Annotated in this window: 19 protein-coding genes and 1 tRNA gene; 11 read left to right on the top strand and 9 right to left on the bottom strand. The window is 63.8% G+C overall.

All coding sequences use genetic code 11. From position 1 onward, the window contains the following. Positions 1-205 precede the first annotated feature (205 nt). Together radB and Har1129_RS08405 are read right to left on the bottom strand one after the other, a co-directional pair. Positions 206-916 carry a DNA repair and recombination protein RadB gene (gene radB / locus Har1129_RS08410; protein WP_151100255.1) on the bottom strand — a complete coding sequence of 237 codons (711 nt, stop codon included), beginning with the start codon at positions 914-916 and terminating at the stop codon, positions 206-208. Positions 917-970: 54 nt separating this feature from the next. Next, positions 971-1,801: a hypothetical protein gene (locus Har1129_RS08405; RefSeq protein WP_151100254.1), complete on the bottom strand. Its 831-nt coding sequence runs from the start codon at positions 1,799-1,801 to the stop codon at positions 971-973. Between the two features lie 163 nt (positions 1,802-1,964). Between Har1129_RS08405 and Har1129_RS08400 the strand changes: the two genes are divergently transcribed. Further along, positions 1,965-2,768: a hypothetical protein gene (locus Har1129_RS08400; RefSeq protein WP_151100253.1), complete on the top strand. Its 804-nt coding sequence runs from the start codon at positions 1,965-1,967 to the stop codon at positions 2,766-2,768. A 3-nt stretch (positions 2,769-2,771) separates the two neighbouring features. On the opposite strand, the gene larC is transcribed toward Har1129_RS08400, so the two are convergent. Next, complete coding sequence (gene larC / locus Har1129_RS08395) at positions 2,772-4,073, bottom strand: nickel pincer cofactor biosynthesis protein LarC (protein WP_151100252.1); 1,302 nt, start codon at positions 4,071-4,073, stop codon at positions 2,772-2,774. Between the two features lie 71 nt (positions 4,074-4,144). After that, a complete protein-coding gene (locus tag Har1129_RS08390) occupies positions 4,145-4,546 on the bottom strand; it encodes a universal stress protein (protein ID WP_151100251.1) in 402 nt (133 codons plus the stop codon). A 200-nt stretch (positions 4,547-4,746) separates the two neighbouring features. Between Har1129_RS08390 and Har1129_RS08385 the strand changes: the two genes are divergently transcribed. Together Har1129_RS08385 and Har1129_RS08380 are read left to right on the top strand one after the other, a co-directional pair. Beyond that, entirely contained in the window at positions 4,747-6,972 is a 2,226-nt protein-coding gene (locus Har1129_RS08385; RefSeq protein ID WP_151100250.1) for a CDC48 family AAA ATPase, read from the top strand. A gap of 185 nt (positions 6,973-7,157) precedes the next feature. Further along, on the top strand, positions 7,158-8,171 hold the full coding sequence (locus Har1129_RS08380) for an NADP-dependent oxidoreductase (protein WP_191906116.1): 1,014 nt from the start codon (positions 7,158-7,160) through the stop codon (positions 8,169-8,171). A gap of 19 nt (positions 8,172-8,190) precedes the next feature. Here the strand turns inward: Har1129_RS08380 and Har1129_RS08375 are convergent, their stop codons facing one another. After that, complete coding sequence (locus Har1129_RS08375) at positions 8,191-9,333, bottom strand: CBS domain-containing protein (RefSeq protein WP_151100248.1); 1,143 nt, start codon at positions 9,331-9,333, stop codon at positions 8,191-8,193. A gap of 109 nt (positions 9,334-9,442) precedes the next feature. On the opposite strand from Har1129_RS08375, the gene Har1129_RS08370 reads away from it, so the two are divergent. Both Har1129_RS08370 and Har1129_RS08365 read left to right on the top strand, forming a co-directional pair. Further along, entirely contained in the window at positions 9,443-9,763 is a 321-nt protein-coding gene (locus Har1129_RS08370) for a lycopene cyclase domain-containing protein (RefSeq protein ID WP_151100247.1), read from the top strand. Positions 9,764-9,943: 180 nt separating this feature from the next. Continuing rightward, a complete protein-coding gene (locus Har1129_RS08365) occupies positions 9,944-10,435 on the top strand; it encodes an HTH domain-containing protein (protein ID WP_151100246.1) in 492 nt (163 codons plus the stop codon). Between the two features lie 12 nt (positions 10,436-10,447). Here Har1129_RS08365 and Har1129_RS08360 read toward each other — a convergent pair whose 3' ends face one another. Together Har1129_RS08360 and Har1129_RS08355 are read right to left on the bottom strand one after the other, a co-directional pair. Next, positions 10,448-10,801, bottom strand: coding sequence for a hypothetical protein (locus tag Har1129_RS08360; RefSeq protein ID WP_151100245.1), 354 nt, complete (start codon positions 10,799-10,801; stop codon positions 10,448-10,450). A gap of 292 nt (positions 10,802-11,093) precedes the next feature. Then, a tRNA-Val gene (locus Har1129_RS08355) sits at positions 11,094-11,168 on the bottom strand. A gap of 178 nt (positions 11,169-11,346) precedes the next feature. Here Har1129_RS08355 and trpD point away from each other — a divergent pair. From trpD to trpG, 4 genes are read left to right on the top strand one after another with little or no spacing between them, the layout of a single operon-like run. After that, positions 11,347-12,342: an anthranilate phosphoribosyltransferase gene (gene trpD, locus Har1129_RS08350; protein ID WP_151100244.1), complete on the top strand. Its 996-nt coding sequence runs from the start codon at positions 11,347-11,349 to the stop codon at positions 12,340-12,342. Then, the gene (locus Har1129_RS08345) at positions 12,339-12,983 is read left to right on the top strand and encodes a phosphoribosylanthranilate isomerase (RefSeq protein ID WP_151100243.1); all 645 of its coding nucleotides are present in this window, start codon (positions 12,339-12,341) and stop codon (positions 12,981-12,983) included. The genes trpD and Har1129_RS08345 overlap by 4 nt, the downstream gene beginning before the upstream one ends. Beyond that, on the top strand, positions 12,980-14,590 hold the full coding sequence (gene trpE, locus Har1129_RS08340) for an anthranilate synthase component I (protein WP_151100242.1): 1,611 nt from the start codon (positions 12,980-12,982) through the stop codon (positions 14,588-14,590). The genes Har1129_RS08345 and trpE overlap by 4 nt, the downstream gene beginning before the upstream one ends. After that, on the top strand, positions 14,587-15,210 hold the full coding sequence (gene trpG / locus Har1129_RS08335) for an anthranilate synthase component II (protein ID WP_151100241.1): 624 nt from the start codon (positions 14,587-14,589) through the stop codon (positions 15,208-15,210). Before trpE ends, trpG begins: the two co-directional genes overlap by 4 nt. On the opposite strand, the gene Har1129_RS08330 is transcribed toward trpG, so the two are convergent. Then, positions 15,207-15,392, bottom strand: coding sequence for a hypothetical protein (locus Har1129_RS08330; protein ID WP_151100240.1), 186 nt, complete (start codon positions 15,390-15,392; stop codon positions 15,207-15,209). The genes trpG and Har1129_RS08330 overlap by 4 nt on opposite strands. A 134-nt stretch (positions 15,393-15,526) precedes the next feature. Between Har1129_RS08330 and Har1129_RS08325 the strand changes: the two genes are divergently transcribed. Further along, complete coding sequence (locus Har1129_RS08325) at positions 15,527-15,727, top strand: hypothetical protein (RefSeq protein WP_151100239.1); 201 nt, start codon at positions 15,527-15,529, stop codon at positions 15,725-15,727. On the opposite strand, the gene pyrF is transcribed toward Har1129_RS08325, so the two are convergent. Continuing rightward, positions 15,728-16,561: an orotidine-5'-phosphate decarboxylase gene (gene pyrF, locus Har1129_RS08320; protein WP_151100238.1), complete on the bottom strand. Its 834-nt coding sequence runs from the start codon at positions 16,559-16,561 to the stop codon at positions 15,728-15,730. Positions 16,562-16,683: 122 nt separating this feature from the next. Here pyrF and Har1129_RS08315 point away from each other — a divergent pair, with 122 nt between their 5' ends. Further along, positions 16,684-17,166: a hypothetical protein gene (locus Har1129_RS08315; RefSeq protein WP_151100237.1), complete on the top strand. Its 483-nt coding sequence runs from the start codon at positions 16,684-16,686 to the stop codon at positions 17,164-17,166. The last annotated feature ends 45 nt before the right edge of the window (positions 17,167-17,211 follow it).

The following is a 17,211-nucleotide window of genomic DNA, read 5'->3' as shown; positions in this document are numbered from 1 at the left end:
CGCGCTCGGAGCGAAACCGCGCTCGCTCCGCTCGCGCGGTACGCCTTAATCACGACAGCCACAAAACCACGACAGCCACACGCCTCCCCAGCCGACTGCGTTGCTCGCCTCGCTCTGCTCGCCTGTGCGACTCGTCCCTCGCGCTTGCGACGCGGCCGTCGCCGCGACGGTGCGCGCCTGACAGCAGTATTTGTTATTGACTGACTTACTGCGGTGCGTCGGGCGTGTCGTCGCCCACAAGTCCCGAGTCGGTGATGCGGAACTGGGCTGTGTCGCCGGCCGGTTTGGCGCGGTGTTTCTCCAGCGTCGCGCGGCGGTTGCCACCCCGGAACCGATCAAGTCGGACGATTGCGCCGGACCAGTGATTCAGGGTGTGGCCGCCAAGCGCCGTCGAGCGGTCACTGTCCGGGTCGGTGAACACCTGATTCGTGTACAGGACGGCGATGTCGTGTTTGCGGGCCAATGAGAGCAGATGGGTTATCTGGCGGGCCACGTCCCGCAGCGTCTCACCGCCGTCCTCGTCATCCCGGCGGAGCCGATAGAACCCAGTCGCGCTGTCTAGCACGATGAGTTCGACCTCGGCGGCGAACTCGGCGGCGTCCTGCACGGCCTCGGACTGCTCGTCGTAGTCAAGCGCCTCAGTGATGATGAGCCGCCCGGCGAGGTCGTCGACGGTCTGGGCGGTCCCGCGTGCGCGGCCGCTGGCGACCTGCTCCATCCGGTCGGCAGAGAGCCCTTCGGTGTCGATGTACAGTGCCGCATCGCCGGCAGCGGCGACTTCCATCACCGCCGACAGGGCGAAGTTAGTCTTGCCGGCCGCCGGCGGGCCGTACACCTGCGTGACGGCGCCGCGTTCCAGCCCACCACCCAGAAGGTCGTCGATAGCGTCACACCCGGTCGGGACGTACTCGCTCACGGGCAGGGCTTGGTCAGGTTCAGATAAAAACACTGGTACCTGACGGCACTGCTGTCAGTCGTCCGAAAGCCGCTCGGCCAGCGTCCATTCGACCAGCGACACATCGTCGATTTCGGCCGTCGCGAACTGCAGGTTCGGCCCCCATCTGCGGGTGATGACGAGCGATTCGGAGTCTAAGTCGTACGACTTCAGGGTCTCCCAAGCGTAGAACCGTCTGGCGACCGGGAGTCTGATCTCCAAGCCGGCATCGGTCGCAACGGCGGTCCGGGTCCCGTCCGTCGGGAGGAGGATGAACCCGAACGGAAACAGTATCTGACCGATGTACTGGAGGGGGGTATGGTCGAACACTGCGCCGACGGCAAAGCCAATGATCGCGACGCCGGTGACGGCCCCACTGAGGTATAAGCGTCGCCGCCGTGCGGACTCGGGCCAGCTCGCTCGCCAGCGGGTCAGTTCATCTGTTCGGGCGGTGACCGCAGCGGTGTACCGCGTCTGTGCCATGACCGCGAGAGCCATTCCTAGCAGAAAGGCCAGCAGGCCGAAAAAGAACGCCAGCACGCCGCTGATTCCAGTCGTTCCCAGTGACGCAAAGCCGGCGGCGGCGTATCCGACCGCAATCGCCATCGGAAGCCAGCGTGTGCGAGTCGCGCCGAGTGTGACGGTCACCGTTGGGCGACTGGAGAGCACCCAGCCCGTCACAGCGGTCACAACGGCGAACGTCCCGATCAGCGCCACGTATAGCGCCCAGACTTCAGTGACGCCGGCCCACTCCAGAGTCGGTATGACTGGCGGTGCCAGAAGCAAGCCCAGATACGCGCCGCTGGCTCCACCAAACAGCGGGTCGGAGTCCGCAGTCTCTCGGTCAGTGACGGCTGCCGAACCCATCACTCACAGTTCACTCACCTGTCACAAAAACCCTCTTAAACGTAACCGATGCTGAGACTGCGCCTATCCGACTGTCTCGCTAAGCTTCTCGCTACTACTTGGAACACAGACGCGGATCACCGGACTCCCATATCTGTAAGTAATCGGCGTCCGAAATCCGGTCGTGATTGTCGTCGCCACCGAAGACTTCGAAGTGTACCACGGTGTCGTCAACGAGCTCCGCGACCGTGGCGTGGCGTTCACGACTATCGAGCCGGGCGACGAATGGCCTGATGGGGCGGATGTCGCGGTCATCGCGGCCGGGGAGGCAGTCGAAATCCCCGACGGCGTAGACTGTGTGCAGGCAGACCCGGACGCACCGCGTCGAGCCGTCGAAGCCGTTATCTCGACGCTCAGGGGTGGCGACGGTCGCACCGTCATCGGTATCGATCCCGGCGAGCGGCCGGGCGTCGCGATTCTCCACGGCGAGATGGTCGTCGCAGCGTTTCAGGTGCCCGCGGCGGAGGCCGGAGAGATCGTCCGTGAGGAGGTCGAGGACGCCGTCGACCCGGTCGTTCGGATTGGCGACGGCGCGCGGCTCGTCGGCGCGCGCATCATCGACGATATCCAGTCCGTGCCGGTGGAGTTGGTCGACGAGACGGGCACGACGCCGTATCTCGGCTCCGGCACGCGCGGCATGGGCGACGTGCTGGCCGCGGTCAACATCGCCCGTCTGGAGGGCGAGGAAATCGAGAGCCGGACAATCGAGCCCACGGCCGGCGAACTCCAGAAAATCAAGGACCGTTCGCGGGAGGAAAGCGACACGAACCGGGCGATCAGCGAGGAACTTGCCCGGCAGGTCGCGACCGGCGCGCTCACCGTCGAGGAGGCGCTGGTGGAACACGACAGCGACAGTTCGACTGACGAGAGCGAGGGGAAAGCCGACGAAGGAGCGGTCCACTCAGAAGACGCAACAGCCGACGAGTAGCGGCTACCCTCGGACCATCTGTTCGGCCCGCTGCATCACTTCGCGGACGGGGAGTCCGGTCGCGTCCGCGACAGCCGCGGCGTCGTCGTACTCTGCACTCACGTCGAACACCGTGCCGTCGGTGTCGCTTGCGATCTTGACCGTGACATCGAACTCCTCGCCGTCGATAGAGAGGGAAACCGTCTCGTACTCCCGGTCGGCGACCCAACGGTGACCGGCCCCGGACTCGCGGACGCCGAGTGTCCCGGTTTCCTCGGCGAGACGACGCGCGACCCGCTCGGCGTCCTCCGGTCTGCAGATGACCTTGACGATGTGGCCGGGGCGGGACTTCTTCATCGTTGTCGGCACTATCGACACGTCGCGTGCGCCGACCTCCGAGAGCGAGCGCTGGAGGTCCCCCAGCACCTCGGGTGGGGCATCGTCGACGTTCGTTTCGAGGACCGTGATTTCGTCGCGACGGAGCCGTCCCGTCCCGTCACCGACTAGCGCCCGCAAAACGTTGGGACGGTCGTCGAGGTTCCAGCCGCCAGCACCGTAGCCCGACGCGTCGATATCGAGCGGCGGCAGTGATTCAGTTCCCGCAGCGATGTGTGCGAGAATCGCCGCGCCGGTCGGCGTTGTCAGTTCCCTGTCGATGGGGCCGCCCTGCAACGACCAGTCGGCCCGTTCGGCAATTTCGACTACCGCGGGAGTCGGGACCGGGTAGCTGCCGTGGCTCATCTCTACGGTGCCGCCACCGGTCGATAGCGGCGTCGTCACGACCCGCTCGGGATTGAGGTCATCCAGCAGGAGACAGGCCCCAACGATGTCAGCGATGGCGTCGTCAGCACCGACCTCGTGGAAGTGTGTGTCGTCGAGATCCGTTCCGTGGACCGACGCTTCGGCCGCACCGAGTATCTCGAAAATCGCCAGCGCGTCCGACCTGACGCCCGCCGGCAGGTCCATCTCCTCGACGAGTTCGACGACCTCGGCGTACGTTCGGCTCGGCCCGTGGCCCTCGGCGTGGGTGTGGTCGTGGTCACCGTGGCTATGGTCGTGACCGTGGGAATGTGAGTGCTCGTCCGTAGCGTAGCCGTGTCCCTCGCTGTGACCGTGTGACTTGCCGTCGCTGTCAGCGTCGGTCAGCAGTACCTCGACACGCGTGGCGGCGATGCCACAGCGGTCCACTTCGGAGACGGCGTACTCGATAGCAAGCGCGTCCTCGACCGGCGACAGGGCCTCACGGTCAGCCCCGGCAGCCAGTAGCGCGCCAAGCAGCATATCGCCGGCAGCACCCATCCGGCCGTCGAAAGCGAGTGTTCGCATACACGGGGCGTCGCGCCCCGCGAGTAAAAGCCCTCATACACGATTCCACTGCAGCGACGCGTTGCCAGCGATCAGGTCCGGCGGACGATGTGCACGTCGTAGTCTTCGCCGATGGGAACGACGATGTCTTCGGTGTCGTCGCTGCCGAGGAACACGACGCTTGCGTCGACGTCGCGAGCGGTCTGCCTGATCGTCGTCGACAGTTCGCTGGTGGAGTGGGCGCTCACGTCGTCATACCGGAGTTCGGAATCGTCGGTCGCCTCCTCGATTTTGCGCCGGAGATCATCAGCGGCGGTCTCGGCGGCGAAGTCCTCGGTGGGGTCAACGCGGCGGCGACGCTCGGCGTAGTCGGCCCCGGTGGGGATGAACGCGACAGCGACGACGTCCTCGTCGAGTGCCGCAGCGTAGGAAACGGCACGGTCGAGTGCGGCGTCTGCAAGCGGTGACCCATCGAAGGGAACGAGAAATACCATATCGGCGCTATCGCGTCCAGCCTTATGAAACGCGGCGATGCCGGCAGCCTGTGTCACCGGCACTCAAGCCGGGAGATATTTGACTCCGCTCCGAGGTGTGTTATTAAGTACCATATAAACCCGTCGCCGTGCGTCTTGCCCGCCGGTAGCATAAAGCATATCTCCGGGGCTACCCGAGTTCGTTGTAAGCAGGCTCTACTATGAACGAAGTCCAATTGGAAGTGGCGAAGGCGTACCCGAACGACTCGGGACGCGGTATCGCCAGACTCGACCCCGATACGTTGTTGCATCTCAAGCTCTCTCCCGGCGACATCATCGAGATCGAAGGGAGCGATACGACCGCGGCCAAGGTGTGGCGCGCCGACCGACAGGACTGGAACACCGATACCGTCCGTATCGACGGCTTCACGCGCCAGAACGCCGACGTGGGCATCGGCGAGCGCGTCACTATCCGGAAGGCCGAGGCCGAGAAGGCCGACAAACTCGTGCTTGCCCCGCCCGAGGAGGCGTCGGTCCAGTTCGGCTCCGACGCCGCTGGCATGGTCAAACGGCAGATCCTCAAGCGGCCGGTCGTCGAGCGCGACATCGTCCCGGTGATGTCCTCGACGAACCACCCGTTCATGCGCTCGCCCGGACAGGCTATCCCGCTCATCGCGGTCGAAACCGAGCCTGAGGGCGTCTGTCTCATCACCGAGGACACCGAGGTCGAACTCCGCGAAGAACCCATCTCCGGCTTCGAGAAGACCGGCGGCGGTATCACCTACGAGGACATCGGCGGTCTGCAAAACGAGATCCAGCGGGTCCGTGAGATGGTCGAGCTGCCGATGAAACACCCCCAGATATTCAAGAAGCTCGGCATCGAGCCGCCACAGGGGGTGTTGCTCCACGGGCCGCCCGGCACCGGGAAGACGCTGCTTGCGAAAGCCGTCGCCAACGAAACCTCCGCCAGCTTCTTCTCTATTGCCGGCCCCGAGATTATCTCGAAATACTACGGTGAGTCCGAACAGCAGTTACGCGAGATATTCGAGGACGCCAGCGAGGAATCGCCCTCCATTATCTTCATCGATGAACTGGACTCCATCGCGCCCAAACGCGAGGACGTGACCGGCGAGGTCGAGCGCCGGGTCGTCGCCCAGTTGCTGACGATGATGGACGGCCTCGAATCGCGGGGTCAGGTCATCGTCATCGCCGCGACGAACCGCGTCGACAGCGTGGACCCGGCGCTGCGTCGCCCGGGCCGGTTCGACCGCGAAATCGAAATCGGCGTGCCCGACGAGGTGGGTCGGGAGGAAATCCTTCAGATCCACACCCGCGGGATGCCGCTGTCGGACGACGTGAACCTCGCCAAGCTGGCGACGGACACGCACGGCTTCGTCGGGGCCGACATCGAGAGCCTGACCAAGGAGGCCGCGATGAAGGCGCTCCGGCGCTACCTCCCCGAAATCGACCTCGACGAGGAGGACATCCCGCCGAGCCTCATCGACCGGATGATCATCAAACGAGACGACTTCAAGGGGGCGCTCAACGAGGTGAGTCCATCGGCGATGCGGGAAGTGCTGGTCGAACTCCCGAAGATGTCTTGGGACAACGTCGGCGGCCTCAGCGGCCCCAAAGAGCAGGTTCAGGAGGCCGTCGAATGGCCGATGAACTCCCCGGAGAAGTTCGAGCGCATGGGCGTGACGCCGCCCTCGGGGGTGCTGCTGTACGGCCCACCCGGCACCGGGAAGACGCTCATGGCGAAGGCCGTCGCCAACGAGACGGACGCGAACTTCATCTCGGTCCGTGGCCCGCAACTGCTCTCGAAGTGGGTCGGCGAGAGCGAGAAGGCCATCCGCCAGACGTTCCGGAAGGCCCGACAGGTGGCTCCGACCATCATCTTCTTCGACGAGCTTGACTCGCTGGCTCCGGGTCGAGGCGGCGAGATGGGGTCGAACGTCTCCGAGCGCGTCGTCAATCAGCTCCTGACCGAACTCGACGGGCTCGAAGAGATGGAGGACGTGATGGTCATCGGCGCGACCAACCGACCGGACATGATCGACCCGGCGCTAATCCGCTCGGGCCGGTTCGACCGCCTGGTGATGATCGGCGAGCCCGACGTCGAGGGCCGCGAGCAGATCCTGAAGATCCATACGGACGACACGCCGCTGTCGCCCGACGTGAGCCTGCGCGAACTGGCCGAAGTCAGCGACGGGTTCGTTGGTTCGGATCTGGAATCCATTGCCCGAGAAGCCGCTATCGAGGCGCTCCGGGAGGACGACGACGCGGAGGAAGTCGAGATGCGCCACTTCCGGCAGGCGATGGACAGCGTCCGCCCGACGATTACCGACGACATCCGCGACTACTACGAGCAGATGGAAGAGGAGTTCAGAGGCGGCTCCAGCCCACAGCGTCAGGCCGGAACCGGCGGCCGGATCGGCTTCCAGTAACGCCGGAGACCTCGATACCTGTTTTTGGCCGCTATTCGAACGCGTTTTCGGCTTCATTGCTTTCGATCAGCGATGTAATCCCCGTGACCGCACAATATCCGTGTATAATTATTAGATAAACTATACAACCGGTGTTTGTTTCTCCTTTCGAAGCCCCCTTTCGGGTCCCAAGTGTATAGGGGATGATGTCGAACACTAACCGCGTTTACAGGCTAGCAAAGCGGCCCGAAGGGACTCCAGACCACGATACGTTCGAACTTTCCGAGGAGGAAATCCCTGAACCGGGGCCGGGCGAGGTGCTCATCAAGACCCTGTATCTCTCTGTGGACCCGTACATGCGCGACCGGATGCGCGACAGCGAATCGTACGAGGAGCCGTGGGACGTGGGCGACCCGCTCAAGGGTGCAGTCGTCGGTGAGGTTGTCGAATCCAACGGTGCACGCTTCGATGAAGGCGACGTTGTCACCGGCGAGCTAGAGTGGGCGGAGTACGCCACAGCACCCGGCCCAGTACTTACAGAGGTCAATCCCGAACTCGCACCGATTTCGACGGCACTCGGTGTCTTGGGGATGCCGGGCCTGACAGCGTACTTCGGCACCCGAGAGGTGGCACAGCCGTCGGCCGGCGATACGTTCGTCGTTACCGGGGCTGCTGGGGCTGTCGGCTCTGTCGCGGGCCAGCTCGCCAAGCTTCAGGGCGCACGCGTCGTCGGCTTTGCCGGCTCTGATGAAAAGGTCTCGTTCCTCGAAGACGATCTGGGCTTCGACGTGGGCATCAACTACAAGACGACCGACGATTATCGGGCCGCGCTGGACGAGGCTGCGCCGGAGGGCGTCGACGCCTACTTCGACAACGTCGGCGGACCGATCACCGACGCGGTGTTCACGCGACTCAACACCGACGCGCGTGTCGCCGTCTGCGGACAGATTTCACTGTACAACAGCGAGGAAGTCCCGATGGGGCCCCGAAAACTGACCCAAGTCATCCAGTCCCGGGCGACCGTCGAAGGGCTTCTCGTCTCCGACTTCGAGCCGCGGTTCGAGGAAGCGACGAAGCAGCTCGGCCAGTGGGTCGCTTCGGGCGATATCTCCTACCGAGAAACCGTCACCGAAGGCATCGAGAACGCACCGGATGCGTTCCTCGGGCTATTCGAGGGCGAGAACATCGGCAAGCAGCTCGTGCAGGTCGCCGAGCGATAGATAAAAAGCGAGTATCCGGTTATAGCTCGCCGAGTTTGCGGAGGAGCTGGCCGCGGTACTCCTCGTCGGCCTGCACGCCTTTCAGTTCGAGCACGTTGCGTTCGAGCTTATCGAGCGCGACGTTGAACGCGGTTTCAGCGCCGTAGCCCTCGCCGGAGCCGGCCGCCTGACCCTTGTTGGTCCGAAGACGGATCTGACACTGGATGAGCGGCGTACCACGGAGCTTCTCCTTGTGCTCGTGGAACCGGACGTGGGCGTGCTGGACCTGCATCGCGCCGTACTTGTCCGCGACCGTCTCTATGTCGGCCCGGATGTCCGCACGGGAGATGGTGTCCAGCAGCTTGATGTTCGTGATCTGGACGTCCATGTGTTCTTCCTCCGTGTAGGTCAGCGCGCGGAGCACGTCGGTCTTCGTGAGGATGCCGGCGACATGGGTGTCCTCGTCTTCCGGCGTGACGACGAGGCCGGCGAAGTCGTTTTCCAGCATCCGCGCGACGGCGTCCTCGACGGAGTCGCCGAGCTTCGCCGTCTCGACCGGGCTGCTCATCACGTCGTAGACCGGCATGTCGAGCACGCGCTCGATTTCGCCTGAGCGGTCGCCCCGCGTCGTCTTGTTCATGTCCCGGACGACGACGTCGACGATGTCGTGGCGCGTGACCATCCCGGTCAGGCCATCGTCGTCACCGAGTACCGGAAGCCGGGAGATGCCGTGTTTCCGGAGGAGGTTGACGACCTGCCCGACGTTAGTGTCTTCCGAGACCGTGATGACATCTCGTGTGTAGATGTCCTCGACGCTTAGCGCGTCGAGGTTGTCGAGAACCGCGTCGAGGATATCGTCCTCGGTGACGATACCCCAGAGTTCGCCCGCCTCGAACACCGGGGCGAGCTTGACTCCACCCTCCACGAGGACGCGCGCGACTTCGCGCACGTCGTCGGTGCGCTCGACTTTCGGCGCCGAGCGCGTCATCGCCCCCGCTTTCGCGTTGTCCTCGACATGGGACTGGACCAGCTGTTTCTGCGTGATAACGCCAGCGTAGTCACCGTCCTCCGTGACGATGATGCCTTTAGGGTTCTCGCGTTCGAAGATAGACCGGACTTTCCCCAGGCGCTTGTTGGCGTCAACCTCGACAAACTCTCTGGTGGCGATATCAGCAATATCCATCGTTCTTCACAGTTCGTAGATTCGACGTGTGGGGTTATCAAGGTTGGTTTAGTCCCCGGAAACCGAGAGACGAACGAAGCTTTAGGCCCTTGGATCTAAGGTTCGGTGTATGCTGCCCGACATCGGCGTCTTTGGCCCCTACACCTATCTGGTCACAGAAGTTGTCTGGGGAACTGTTGCCCTCGCGTTACTCTGGCGTGCGAACGCTCTCAAGATGGCAGCCAAGACGATTGTCGTGCTCTATCCGATTGCGTACGTCTGGGACTGGTACACACTTACTGTCGGTGTCTTCGCAATCAAACTCCGAACCGGTGTTGACCTGCTGGGAATTCCCATCGAGGAGCATATTTTCATGATTGTCGTTCCGGCGCTTATTCTCGGCATCCACGAGAACCTCCACAGTCTTTCGTCCGGGTCAAACACCGAATAGTCAGTAATCGTATACTACTTTCAGCTGTTAACTCCTCCTAGGTTAGCGTTACAACTGGAAGTACACTAATCACAGAAACTGCTTATTTCACGGGTTTTCGGCCCTGATAGCGCCAGCTGTACTATGCAGACATCTCTCACAGTATCTATATGTGTCAGCCGGGAGTGTCGTCTGATAGCTATGAGTGATACTATCCCGACACCTCACATCGAGTTGTATGTCCGGTCGATGCTGCCCGACGGTGCACACGAACGACAGGAAGCGGTCATCGACCGTCTCCAGACGCTCGACGAGAACGACCACATCGACGGGTTCAACGTCATCGTCTGGGGCAAACAGATCGCACCGCAGTCGGCCGCCGCACGGACGGAGGAGGGCAAGTACATCCTGAATCGCGTCGCCGAATTCAAGCAGTGGGCGCTGACGAACAACGTCTCGCTCGAATCGTTCTACCAGAACACTACTGTTGACTCGGAAGTGGCGGAGTCAGCGTACGACGCCATGGCGCTTCCCGTCATGGGGCTGGCTGAGTACGACGGCAGCGAACTCGTCCACGTCGCTCCCTGTACGAAAGACGACGTCGTCCACACGATCATGGACCGTCTCGAACGCCTCGAAGCGGGCCGGCCACCCGCTCTCGATCAGGAGCGCGGCGGTGTGAGTGTCGTCTAACGGGGGAGTCGCTTACGAGGACCAGACTGCCTCGACGTACGGTTCGAACTCGTCCGTCTCCGACAGCGCTTCGAGTACTTCTTCCGGGTCTCCGGCCAGTTCATACCCCGGCCGCCCTTTTCCCGCCGGTGACTCCGTCTTTTCGTCGAGCAACAGCCCCCTGTCAGCGAGCTGGCCCAGCGCCGAAATGACTTTCTGGCGCTCGACACCGCCGAACGGCTGTCGGTCGATATCTGCGAGATGTGCTTTCGCTGTCTGCGTCACATGATAGGAGTGGGCTGGTGTTTCGCCGGCCGTTTCGAGTTCTGCGACTGCCAGCAACACGAACTGTTCGAACGCGTTCGCCGACTGGACCTGATCTCTCATATAGATGACTCTAACGCGGTTAGGGCAAGAAAGTATGGGACGGAATCTGTCAGTCCCGTTTCGATGCTGTTGAAGCGGACACTGCTGTCGGAACAACAGTTTCGATGACAGTAGCCGTGGGTGCAGACGGATTGTGACCCAAAGAAAAACACGCTCTGCTCGTCGATTGTGTCGTCAGAAATGGGTTCAGGCGGATTTGCACCACGGTCGTTCCGCTCCGCTTTCACTCCCTGATTCAAATTCGCACTCATCGACGGATCCGTCGCTCGCGGTTTGCTCGCGACAGAAGTAGTGGGTTCGGGCGGATTTGAACCGCCGGCCTCCTCCATGTCAAGGAGGTGTCATAACCGACCTAGACCACGAACCCTCACTGCGAGGTACACCTCATTGTATCCGGTGGGTATAATTGAAGGTTTCGGATTCCGTATCGGCACGTTGTCTGTTGATTGTCCACACAGATGGGTCAGCGAGGCAGGGTCCCGATAGGCTTAAGTCAATGTACGGATTTGTACATCACAACACGAAATAGTCCATTGGCGAATACAATGAAAGAGTATATCGAACGCGTCACAGACGGCGAGGACCTGACACAGGACGAGGCACGAGCCGTTGCGACGACTGTCTTCGAGGATGCGACCGAGGCACAGATCGGTGCGCTCCTGACGGCACTGCGAGCGAAAGGGGAAACAGAGGCCGAGATCGCCGGCTTCGCCGAGGGGATGCGCGATGCCGCACGCACCATCCGGCCTGATCGAGACGGACTGGTCGACACCTGCGGGACCGGCGGCGACGACTACAACACGATCAACGTCTCCACGACGAGCGCCATCGTCGCGGCCGGGGCCGGCGTCCCCATCGCCAAACACGGCAACTACTCTGTCTCTTCGTCTTCGGGGAGCGCCGACGTGCTGGAAGAGGTCGGCGTCGATATCGAGGCCGAGCCGCCGGATGTGGAGGAGACCATCGAGCGCGAGGGCATCGGTTTCATGCTCGCGCCCGTGTTCCACCCGGCGATGAAGGCCGTCATCGGCCCGCGTCAGGAACTCGGGATGCGGACTGTGTTCAACATCCTCGGGCCGCTGACGAACCCCGCTGATGCGGACGCACAGGTGCTTGGCGTCTACGACCCGGACCTCGTTCCCGTGATGGCGGAGGCGCTGGCTCGGCTAGATGTCGAGCGGGCGCTGGTCGTCCACGGCGACGGCCTCGACGAGATCGCCATCCACGGTGAGACGGTTGTCGCGGAGGTCACCGGCGACCGAATCGCGGAGTACACCATCACACCAGAGGACATGGGTCTGGAAACACACGACATCGAGGACATTTCAGGCGGCGAGCCCTCGGAGAACGCCGCCGACCTCCGTGGTATCGTCACCGGCGAGGTCACCGGCGCGAAGCGGGACATCATCCTCGCGAACGCCGGCGCGGCGATCTACGTCGCTGGCGTCGCCGATACGCACGAAGAGGGAGTCGAACTGGCCCGGCAGGCCATCGAGTCGGGCGCGGCGGCCGACAAACTCGACGACTTGATCGGGGCATGACGCGCGTGAAAGTCTGTGGTGTGACGTGCGATGCGGACCGCGACGCTGTCGTCGCGGCCGGCACTGACGCGGTCGGCGTCATCCACGGCGTCCCGGTCGACACACCGCGCGAAGTCGACGACGAAAGCGCTGAGCTGCTTGTCGATGGCGTCCCACCGTTCGTGACGAGCGTGCTGGTGACGATGCCGACAACGGTTCAAGAGGCCGTCAGGCGCATCGACAGGATCGAGCCGGACGCAGTACAGGTCCACGACGGGCTCTCGCCGGCGGAACTCGGGGCCCTCGACAGCCGAATCACTCAGGACATCGTCGCTGTGGTCGAGGCGGACGCGCCGGCCATCGAGGCCTACGCCGACCACGCCGACGCCCTCCTCGTCGATTCCGTCGACGCCGACGGCGGCGGCGGCACGGGCGAGACACACGACTGGGAGCGCACGCGCGACCTCGTCGACTCGCTGAGCGTGCCCGTCGTGTTGGCCGGCGGACTGACGCCGGAGAACGTCGCAACTGCTGTCGAGACGGTCGGGCCGTTCGCCGTCGATGTAGCGAGCGGCGTGGAATCCTCGGGCGGCACGAAAGACCACGACGCTATCGAGCGGTTCGTCCGGAACGCCACGCAAGCGACGGAGGGCGCGGTATGACTCTCGATATCACCCGCGAGGAGTTTGTCGAACACGCCACGGCAGACCGCCCGGTTGTCGTCCGCGCGGCCGCCGAACTGGACGTGGATGTGGAGCCACTAACCGCGTACGCGGCCCTGACCGGTCGCACAAGCGACGTGGCCGCAAACGACTACACGTTCCTGCTCGAAAGCGCCGAGAAGGTCGCCTCCAGCGACCCCGACGGCGCGTTCGCGCCGGAGACGGACGACCGCCACGCACGCTTCTCCTTCGTCGGCTACGACCCCCGCGCCGTCGTCACAGTGACTGGCGACGAAAGCGAGGTCGAGGCCTTTGACGACCGCTACGCCGACCTCGTGACGACCGACGGCGGCGACGTGGTCGACGACCTCCGGGCCGCGATGCCGGACGTGACCCTCCGGAACTTCCCCGAGATGGACCGCCAGCACCTCGAAGGCGGTCTGGTCGGCTTCCTCTCGTATGACGCCGTCTACGACCTCTGGCTCGACGAGGTGGGGCTCGACCGCCCGGACTCACGGTTCCCGGACGCGCAGTTCGTCCTCACGACGTCGACGGTCCGCTTCGACCACGTCGAGGAGACCGTCTCGCTGGTGTTCACGCCCGTCCTCCGGCAGGACGAGGACGCCGGCGAGCGCTACGACGAACTGGCCGCCGAGGCCGAGCGGGTCGAGGATGTCCTCTCGGACCTGTCACCACTGGAGACCGGTGGCTTCCGCCGCGATGACGAGGTCGCCGGTCCACAGGACGAGTACGAAGACGCTGTCGAACGCGCCAAGGAGTACGTCCTCTCGGGCGACATCTATCAGGGCGTCATCTCGCGGACCCGCGAACTGCACGGCGAAGTCGACCCACTGGGCTTCTACGAGGCGCTCCGGGCGGTGAACCCGTCGCCGTACATGTACCTGCTGGGTTACGACGACCTGACCATCGTCGGGGCGAGTCCGGAGACGCTGGTCTCTGTCGCGGGCGACCACGTCGTCTCGAACCCCATCGCGGGGACGTGCCCGCGCGGGAACTCCCCCGTCGAGGACCGACGCCTCGCTGGCGAGATGCTCGCCGACGGCAAGGAGCGGGCCGAGCACACGATGCTCGTCGACCTCGCGCGCAACGACGTGCGCCGCGTCGCCGAAGCCGGCAGCGTCCGGGTCCCGGAGTTCATGAACGTCCTCAAGTACAGCCACGTCCAGCACATCGAGTCCACGGTGACGGGCCGACTCGCCGAAGACAAGGACGCCTTCGACGCCGCCCGTGCGACGTTCCCGGCGGGGACGCTCTCGGGCGCGCCGAAGATCCGCGCCATGGAGATAATCGACGAACTCGAACGCTCGCCGCGGGGTCCCTACGGCGGCGGCGTCGGCTACTTCGACTGGGACGGCGACACCGACTTCGCCATCGTCATCCGCTCGGCGACGGTCGAAGACGAGGGCGACCGGGACCGTATCACCGTGCAGGCCGGGGCCGGCATCGTCGCGGATTCGGACCCCGAAAGCGAGTACGTCGAGACTGAACAGAAGATGGACGGCGTGCTGACAGCGCTTGCGGAAATCGAAGGGGAACCGACCGACTCGGCGGAGCGTGCCGATAGCCCCGAGGAGGTGACCAGATGAGCGCGGCACAGCCGGCCGGCGAGGACGCTGTCAGGGACGACCTGCGGGTGCTGTTCGTGGACAACTTCGATTCGTTCACGTACAACCTCGTCGAGTACGTGTCCGAACACGCTGAAACGGAAGTCGTCCGCAACACCGCGACGCTCGACGACGTCACGGCGTTCGACCCCGACGCTATCATCCTTTCCCCGGGTCCGGGCCACCCGAAGAACGAACGGGACGTCGGCGTCACGCTCGACGTGCTCCGTGAGGTCAGCCCCGACGTGCCGACACTCGGCGTCTGTCTCGGCCTCGAATCGGCGGTGTACGCCTACGGCGGCACCATCGGCCGAGCGCCGGAGCCCATTCACGGAAAGGCGTTCCCCATCAACCACGATGGGAAAGGCGTCTTCGCGGGTCTCGAACAGGGGTTCCAAGGCGGCCGCTATCACTCGCTGGTCGCCGAGGACGTCCCCGACGAGTTCGTCGTCAGCGCGACCACGGAGACCGAGGACGGCACCGAACTGGTGATGGGCGTCCGCCACCGCGAGTATCCCATCGAAGCCGTCCAGTTCCATCCGGAGTCGGTCCTGACCGCGGTCGGCCACGACGTGATCCGGAATTTCCTCTCCGGGCTTTAGATGACCTGAAAGCCGAGGACTCCGAGGATCCAAAGGACGGCGACCGCGATGATGGCGATGATGACGAGCCGCCACGCTACCTTCATCACGAGTCGCCCGACCAGCAGCACCACGGCGATAGCCAGCAAGCCGACGAGTATCGCTGGCGGTGAGAGTGAGCCGAGTTGGAGGAGTGGTAACATACTAGAGAGAGGAATGTCCACGGGGAAATACTTCGTGGCTGTTTCGGTCGAGCTGTGACCCGTTCATCGGTCGACGAAACACGCCGAAATCGTGTCGCCAAAGATTCAAACACATCGGCGTGCTAACTACTGGCATGAGCGTCGCCGGACTGTGTGAACTCTGTGAGCGCCCTGACGTGGACCACTCCTGTGACAGATGTGGACGGCTCGTCTGTGACCGCCACTGGGACGACGACACCGGGATGTGTGTCGAGTGCGGTGCGGAGGTCGGCCAGCCGAGCGACCATGTCCCGTCGGAGAACATGCCTGACGGCGTCGACACGTATCGGTTCTAGCTATCGGAACTGGTTCAGACGCTGTTTGAGTTGTTTGGCGGACTGTCCGGCGGCCTTGAAGAACGCATCACCTGTGTCGTCACGCCGCGTATCAGCGTCTTCGCCGGCGAAGATAATGCCCCGCGAGGAGTTGACGAGGCCGACGCCGTCAGCGAGGCCGTGTTCGACGGCCGCTTCGGCGTCGCCGCCCTGTGCGCCGACACCGGGGACGAGGAACGGGATGTCCGGGACCAGTTCGCGGATTTCTTCGAGCTCGTCAGGGTTGGTCGCGCCGACGACAAGGCCGACGTTGCCGTTCCCGTTCCAGAGGTCCGCAAGGTGGACCACACGCTCGTACAGTTTCTCGCCGGAGGCCAGTTCGAGGTCTTGGAGGTCCTCGCCGCCGGGGTTCGAGGTGCGCCCGAGGACGAACACCCCCTTGTCCGCGCGCTGGAGGAACGGCTCCAGCGAGTCCCGGCCGAGGAAAGGATTGACCGTGATGGCGTCGGCGGCGGGTCCCTCCTCGTCGTCGAGTATCTGGGCGTACTGCCGCGCGGTGTTGCCGATGTCGCCCCGCTTGGCGTCCAGCAGGACTGGCACGTCTTTCCCGTGGGCGTAGGCGATGGTTTCTTCCAGTGCGCGCCAGCCGTCGTGGTCCTCGTAGAAGGCGGCGTTGGGCTTGTAGCAGGCGGCGTGTTCGTGGGTCGCGTCGATGATGCGGCGGTTGAACTGCCACCGTGGCAGGTCAGCGTCCAGCACGCTGTCGGGGAGACGGTCAGGGTCCGGGTCGAGGCCCACCGACACCACGCTGTCGGCGGTCGCGATGCGGTCCGCGAGGCGGTCGAAGAAGTGCATAGATATCGCGGCGGCTGGCAGCGATACAAGCGTTTCCTTCTCGCACCGCTCCCCGCTTGGGTGGAATCAGATTTGATATTTTCTCCCCGTGGCTATTTGCTACCGCAGGCAGAATCCTGTTTATGGACCGTTTCATGGATGTCGGCCATGTGGCCGAGACGCTCCCAGACCTGAGCGAAGCTCTGGACGACCCACGGCTGCGGCAATTTGGACTCGTTGGTGGTGTCGTGCTCGTGGCCGTCGGTGCGCTGCTATCGCTCGCGCCCACGTCCGGGCAGTGGCTGTTCTGGTCGTACGCTGTCGCCGCAACGCTCGTGTTCATCGGCGTCCCGCTGCTGTGTCTCGGCCTCGCCGCTCCCGACCCGGAGCCCGGGTCGCTGTTCCACCTCGGTATCGAACTGACGACGACACAGCGTCGGGCCGTCGCGCTTGGCTCGCTCTGTATCACCGTGACGCCGATTGTCATCGCTGTCGGAACGCCGCTTGGCCTCCCGACGCTGGTGCTTGCTATCGCTGCCGCGACGGCGATAATCGGTTCCGTGCTCATCCTCACCGGCTTCGTCGCGTGGATGTCTGCGGCTATTGCTGAGCCGAGTCGCCACTGATTGCAGGTATTTTAGCCGCTGTCCAATCGTTTCTGTCCCCGGAAA

Source organism: Haloarcula sp. CBA1129 (genome assembly GCF_008729015.1).
Classification (GTDB): domain Archaea; phylum Halobacteriota; class Halobacteria; order Halobacteriales; family Haloarculaceae; genus Haloarcula.
This window is presented reverse-complemented; position numbering and strand designations above follow the sequence as displayed.

Coding starts and splice junctions, on each gene's coding strand:
- pyrF (WP_151100238.1), bottom strand. CDS start 16,561: ATGCACTTCTTCGACCGCCTCGCGGACCGCATCGCGACCGCCGACAGC.
- Har1129_RS08370 (WP_151100247.1), top strand. CDS start 9,443: ATGCTGCCCGACATCGGCGTCTTTGGCCCCTACACCTATCTGGTCACA.
- Har1129_RS08365 (WP_151100246.1), top strand. CDS start 9,944: ATGAGTGATACTATCCCGACACCTCACATCGAGTTGTATGTCCGGTCG.
- trpD (WP_151100244.1), top strand. CDS start 11,347: ATGAAAGAGTATATCGAACGCGTCACAGACGGCGAGGACCTGACACAG.
- Har1129_RS08385 (WP_151100250.1), top strand. CDS start 4,747: ATGAACGAAGTCCAATTGGAAGTGGCGAAGGCGTACCCGAACGACTCG.
- Har1129_RS08380 (WP_191906116.1), top strand. CDS start 7,158: ATGTCGAACACTAACCGCGTTTACAGGCTAGCAAAGCGGCCCGAAGGG.
- Har1129_RS08330 (WP_151100240.1), bottom strand. CDS start 15,392: ATGTTACCACTCCTCCAACTCGGCTCACTCTCACCGCCAGCGATACTC.
- Har1129_RS08345 (WP_151100243.1), top strand. CDS start 12,339: ATGACGCGCGTGAAAGTCTGTGGTGTGACGTGCGATGCGGACCGCGAC.
- Har1129_RS08360 (WP_151100245.1), bottom strand. CDS start 10,801: ATGAGAGATCAGGTCCAGTCGGCGAACGCGTTCGAACAGTTCGTGTTG.
- Har1129_RS08390 (WP_151100251.1), bottom strand. CDS start 4,546: ATGGTATTTCTCGTTCCCTTCGATGGGTCACCGCTTGCAGACGCCGCA.
- trpG (WP_151100241.1), top strand. CDS start 14,587: ATGAGCGCGGCACAGCCGGCCGGCGAGGACGCTGTCAGGGACGACCTG.
- Har1129_RS08325 (WP_151100239.1), top strand. CDS start 15,527: ATGAGCGTCGCCGGACTGTGTGAACTCTGTGAGCGCCCTGACGTGGAC.
- trpE (WP_151100242.1), top strand. CDS start 12,980: ATGACTCTCGATATCACCCGCGAGGAGTTTGTCGAACACGCCACGGCA.
- larC (WP_151100252.1), bottom strand. CDS start 4,073: ATGCGAACACTCGCTTTCGACGGCCGGATGGGTGCTGCCGGCGATATG.
- Har1129_RS08405 (WP_151100254.1), bottom strand. CDS start 1,801: ATGGGTTCGGCAGCCGTCACTGACCGAGAGACTGCGGACTCCGACCCG.
- Har1129_RS08375 (WP_151100248.1), bottom strand. CDS start 9,333: ATGGATATTGCTGATATCGCCACCAGAGAGTTTGTCGAGGTTGACGCC.
- Har1129_RS08315 (WP_151100237.1), top strand. CDS start 16,684: ATGGACCGTTTCATGGATGTCGGCCATGTGGCCGAGACGCTCCCAGAC.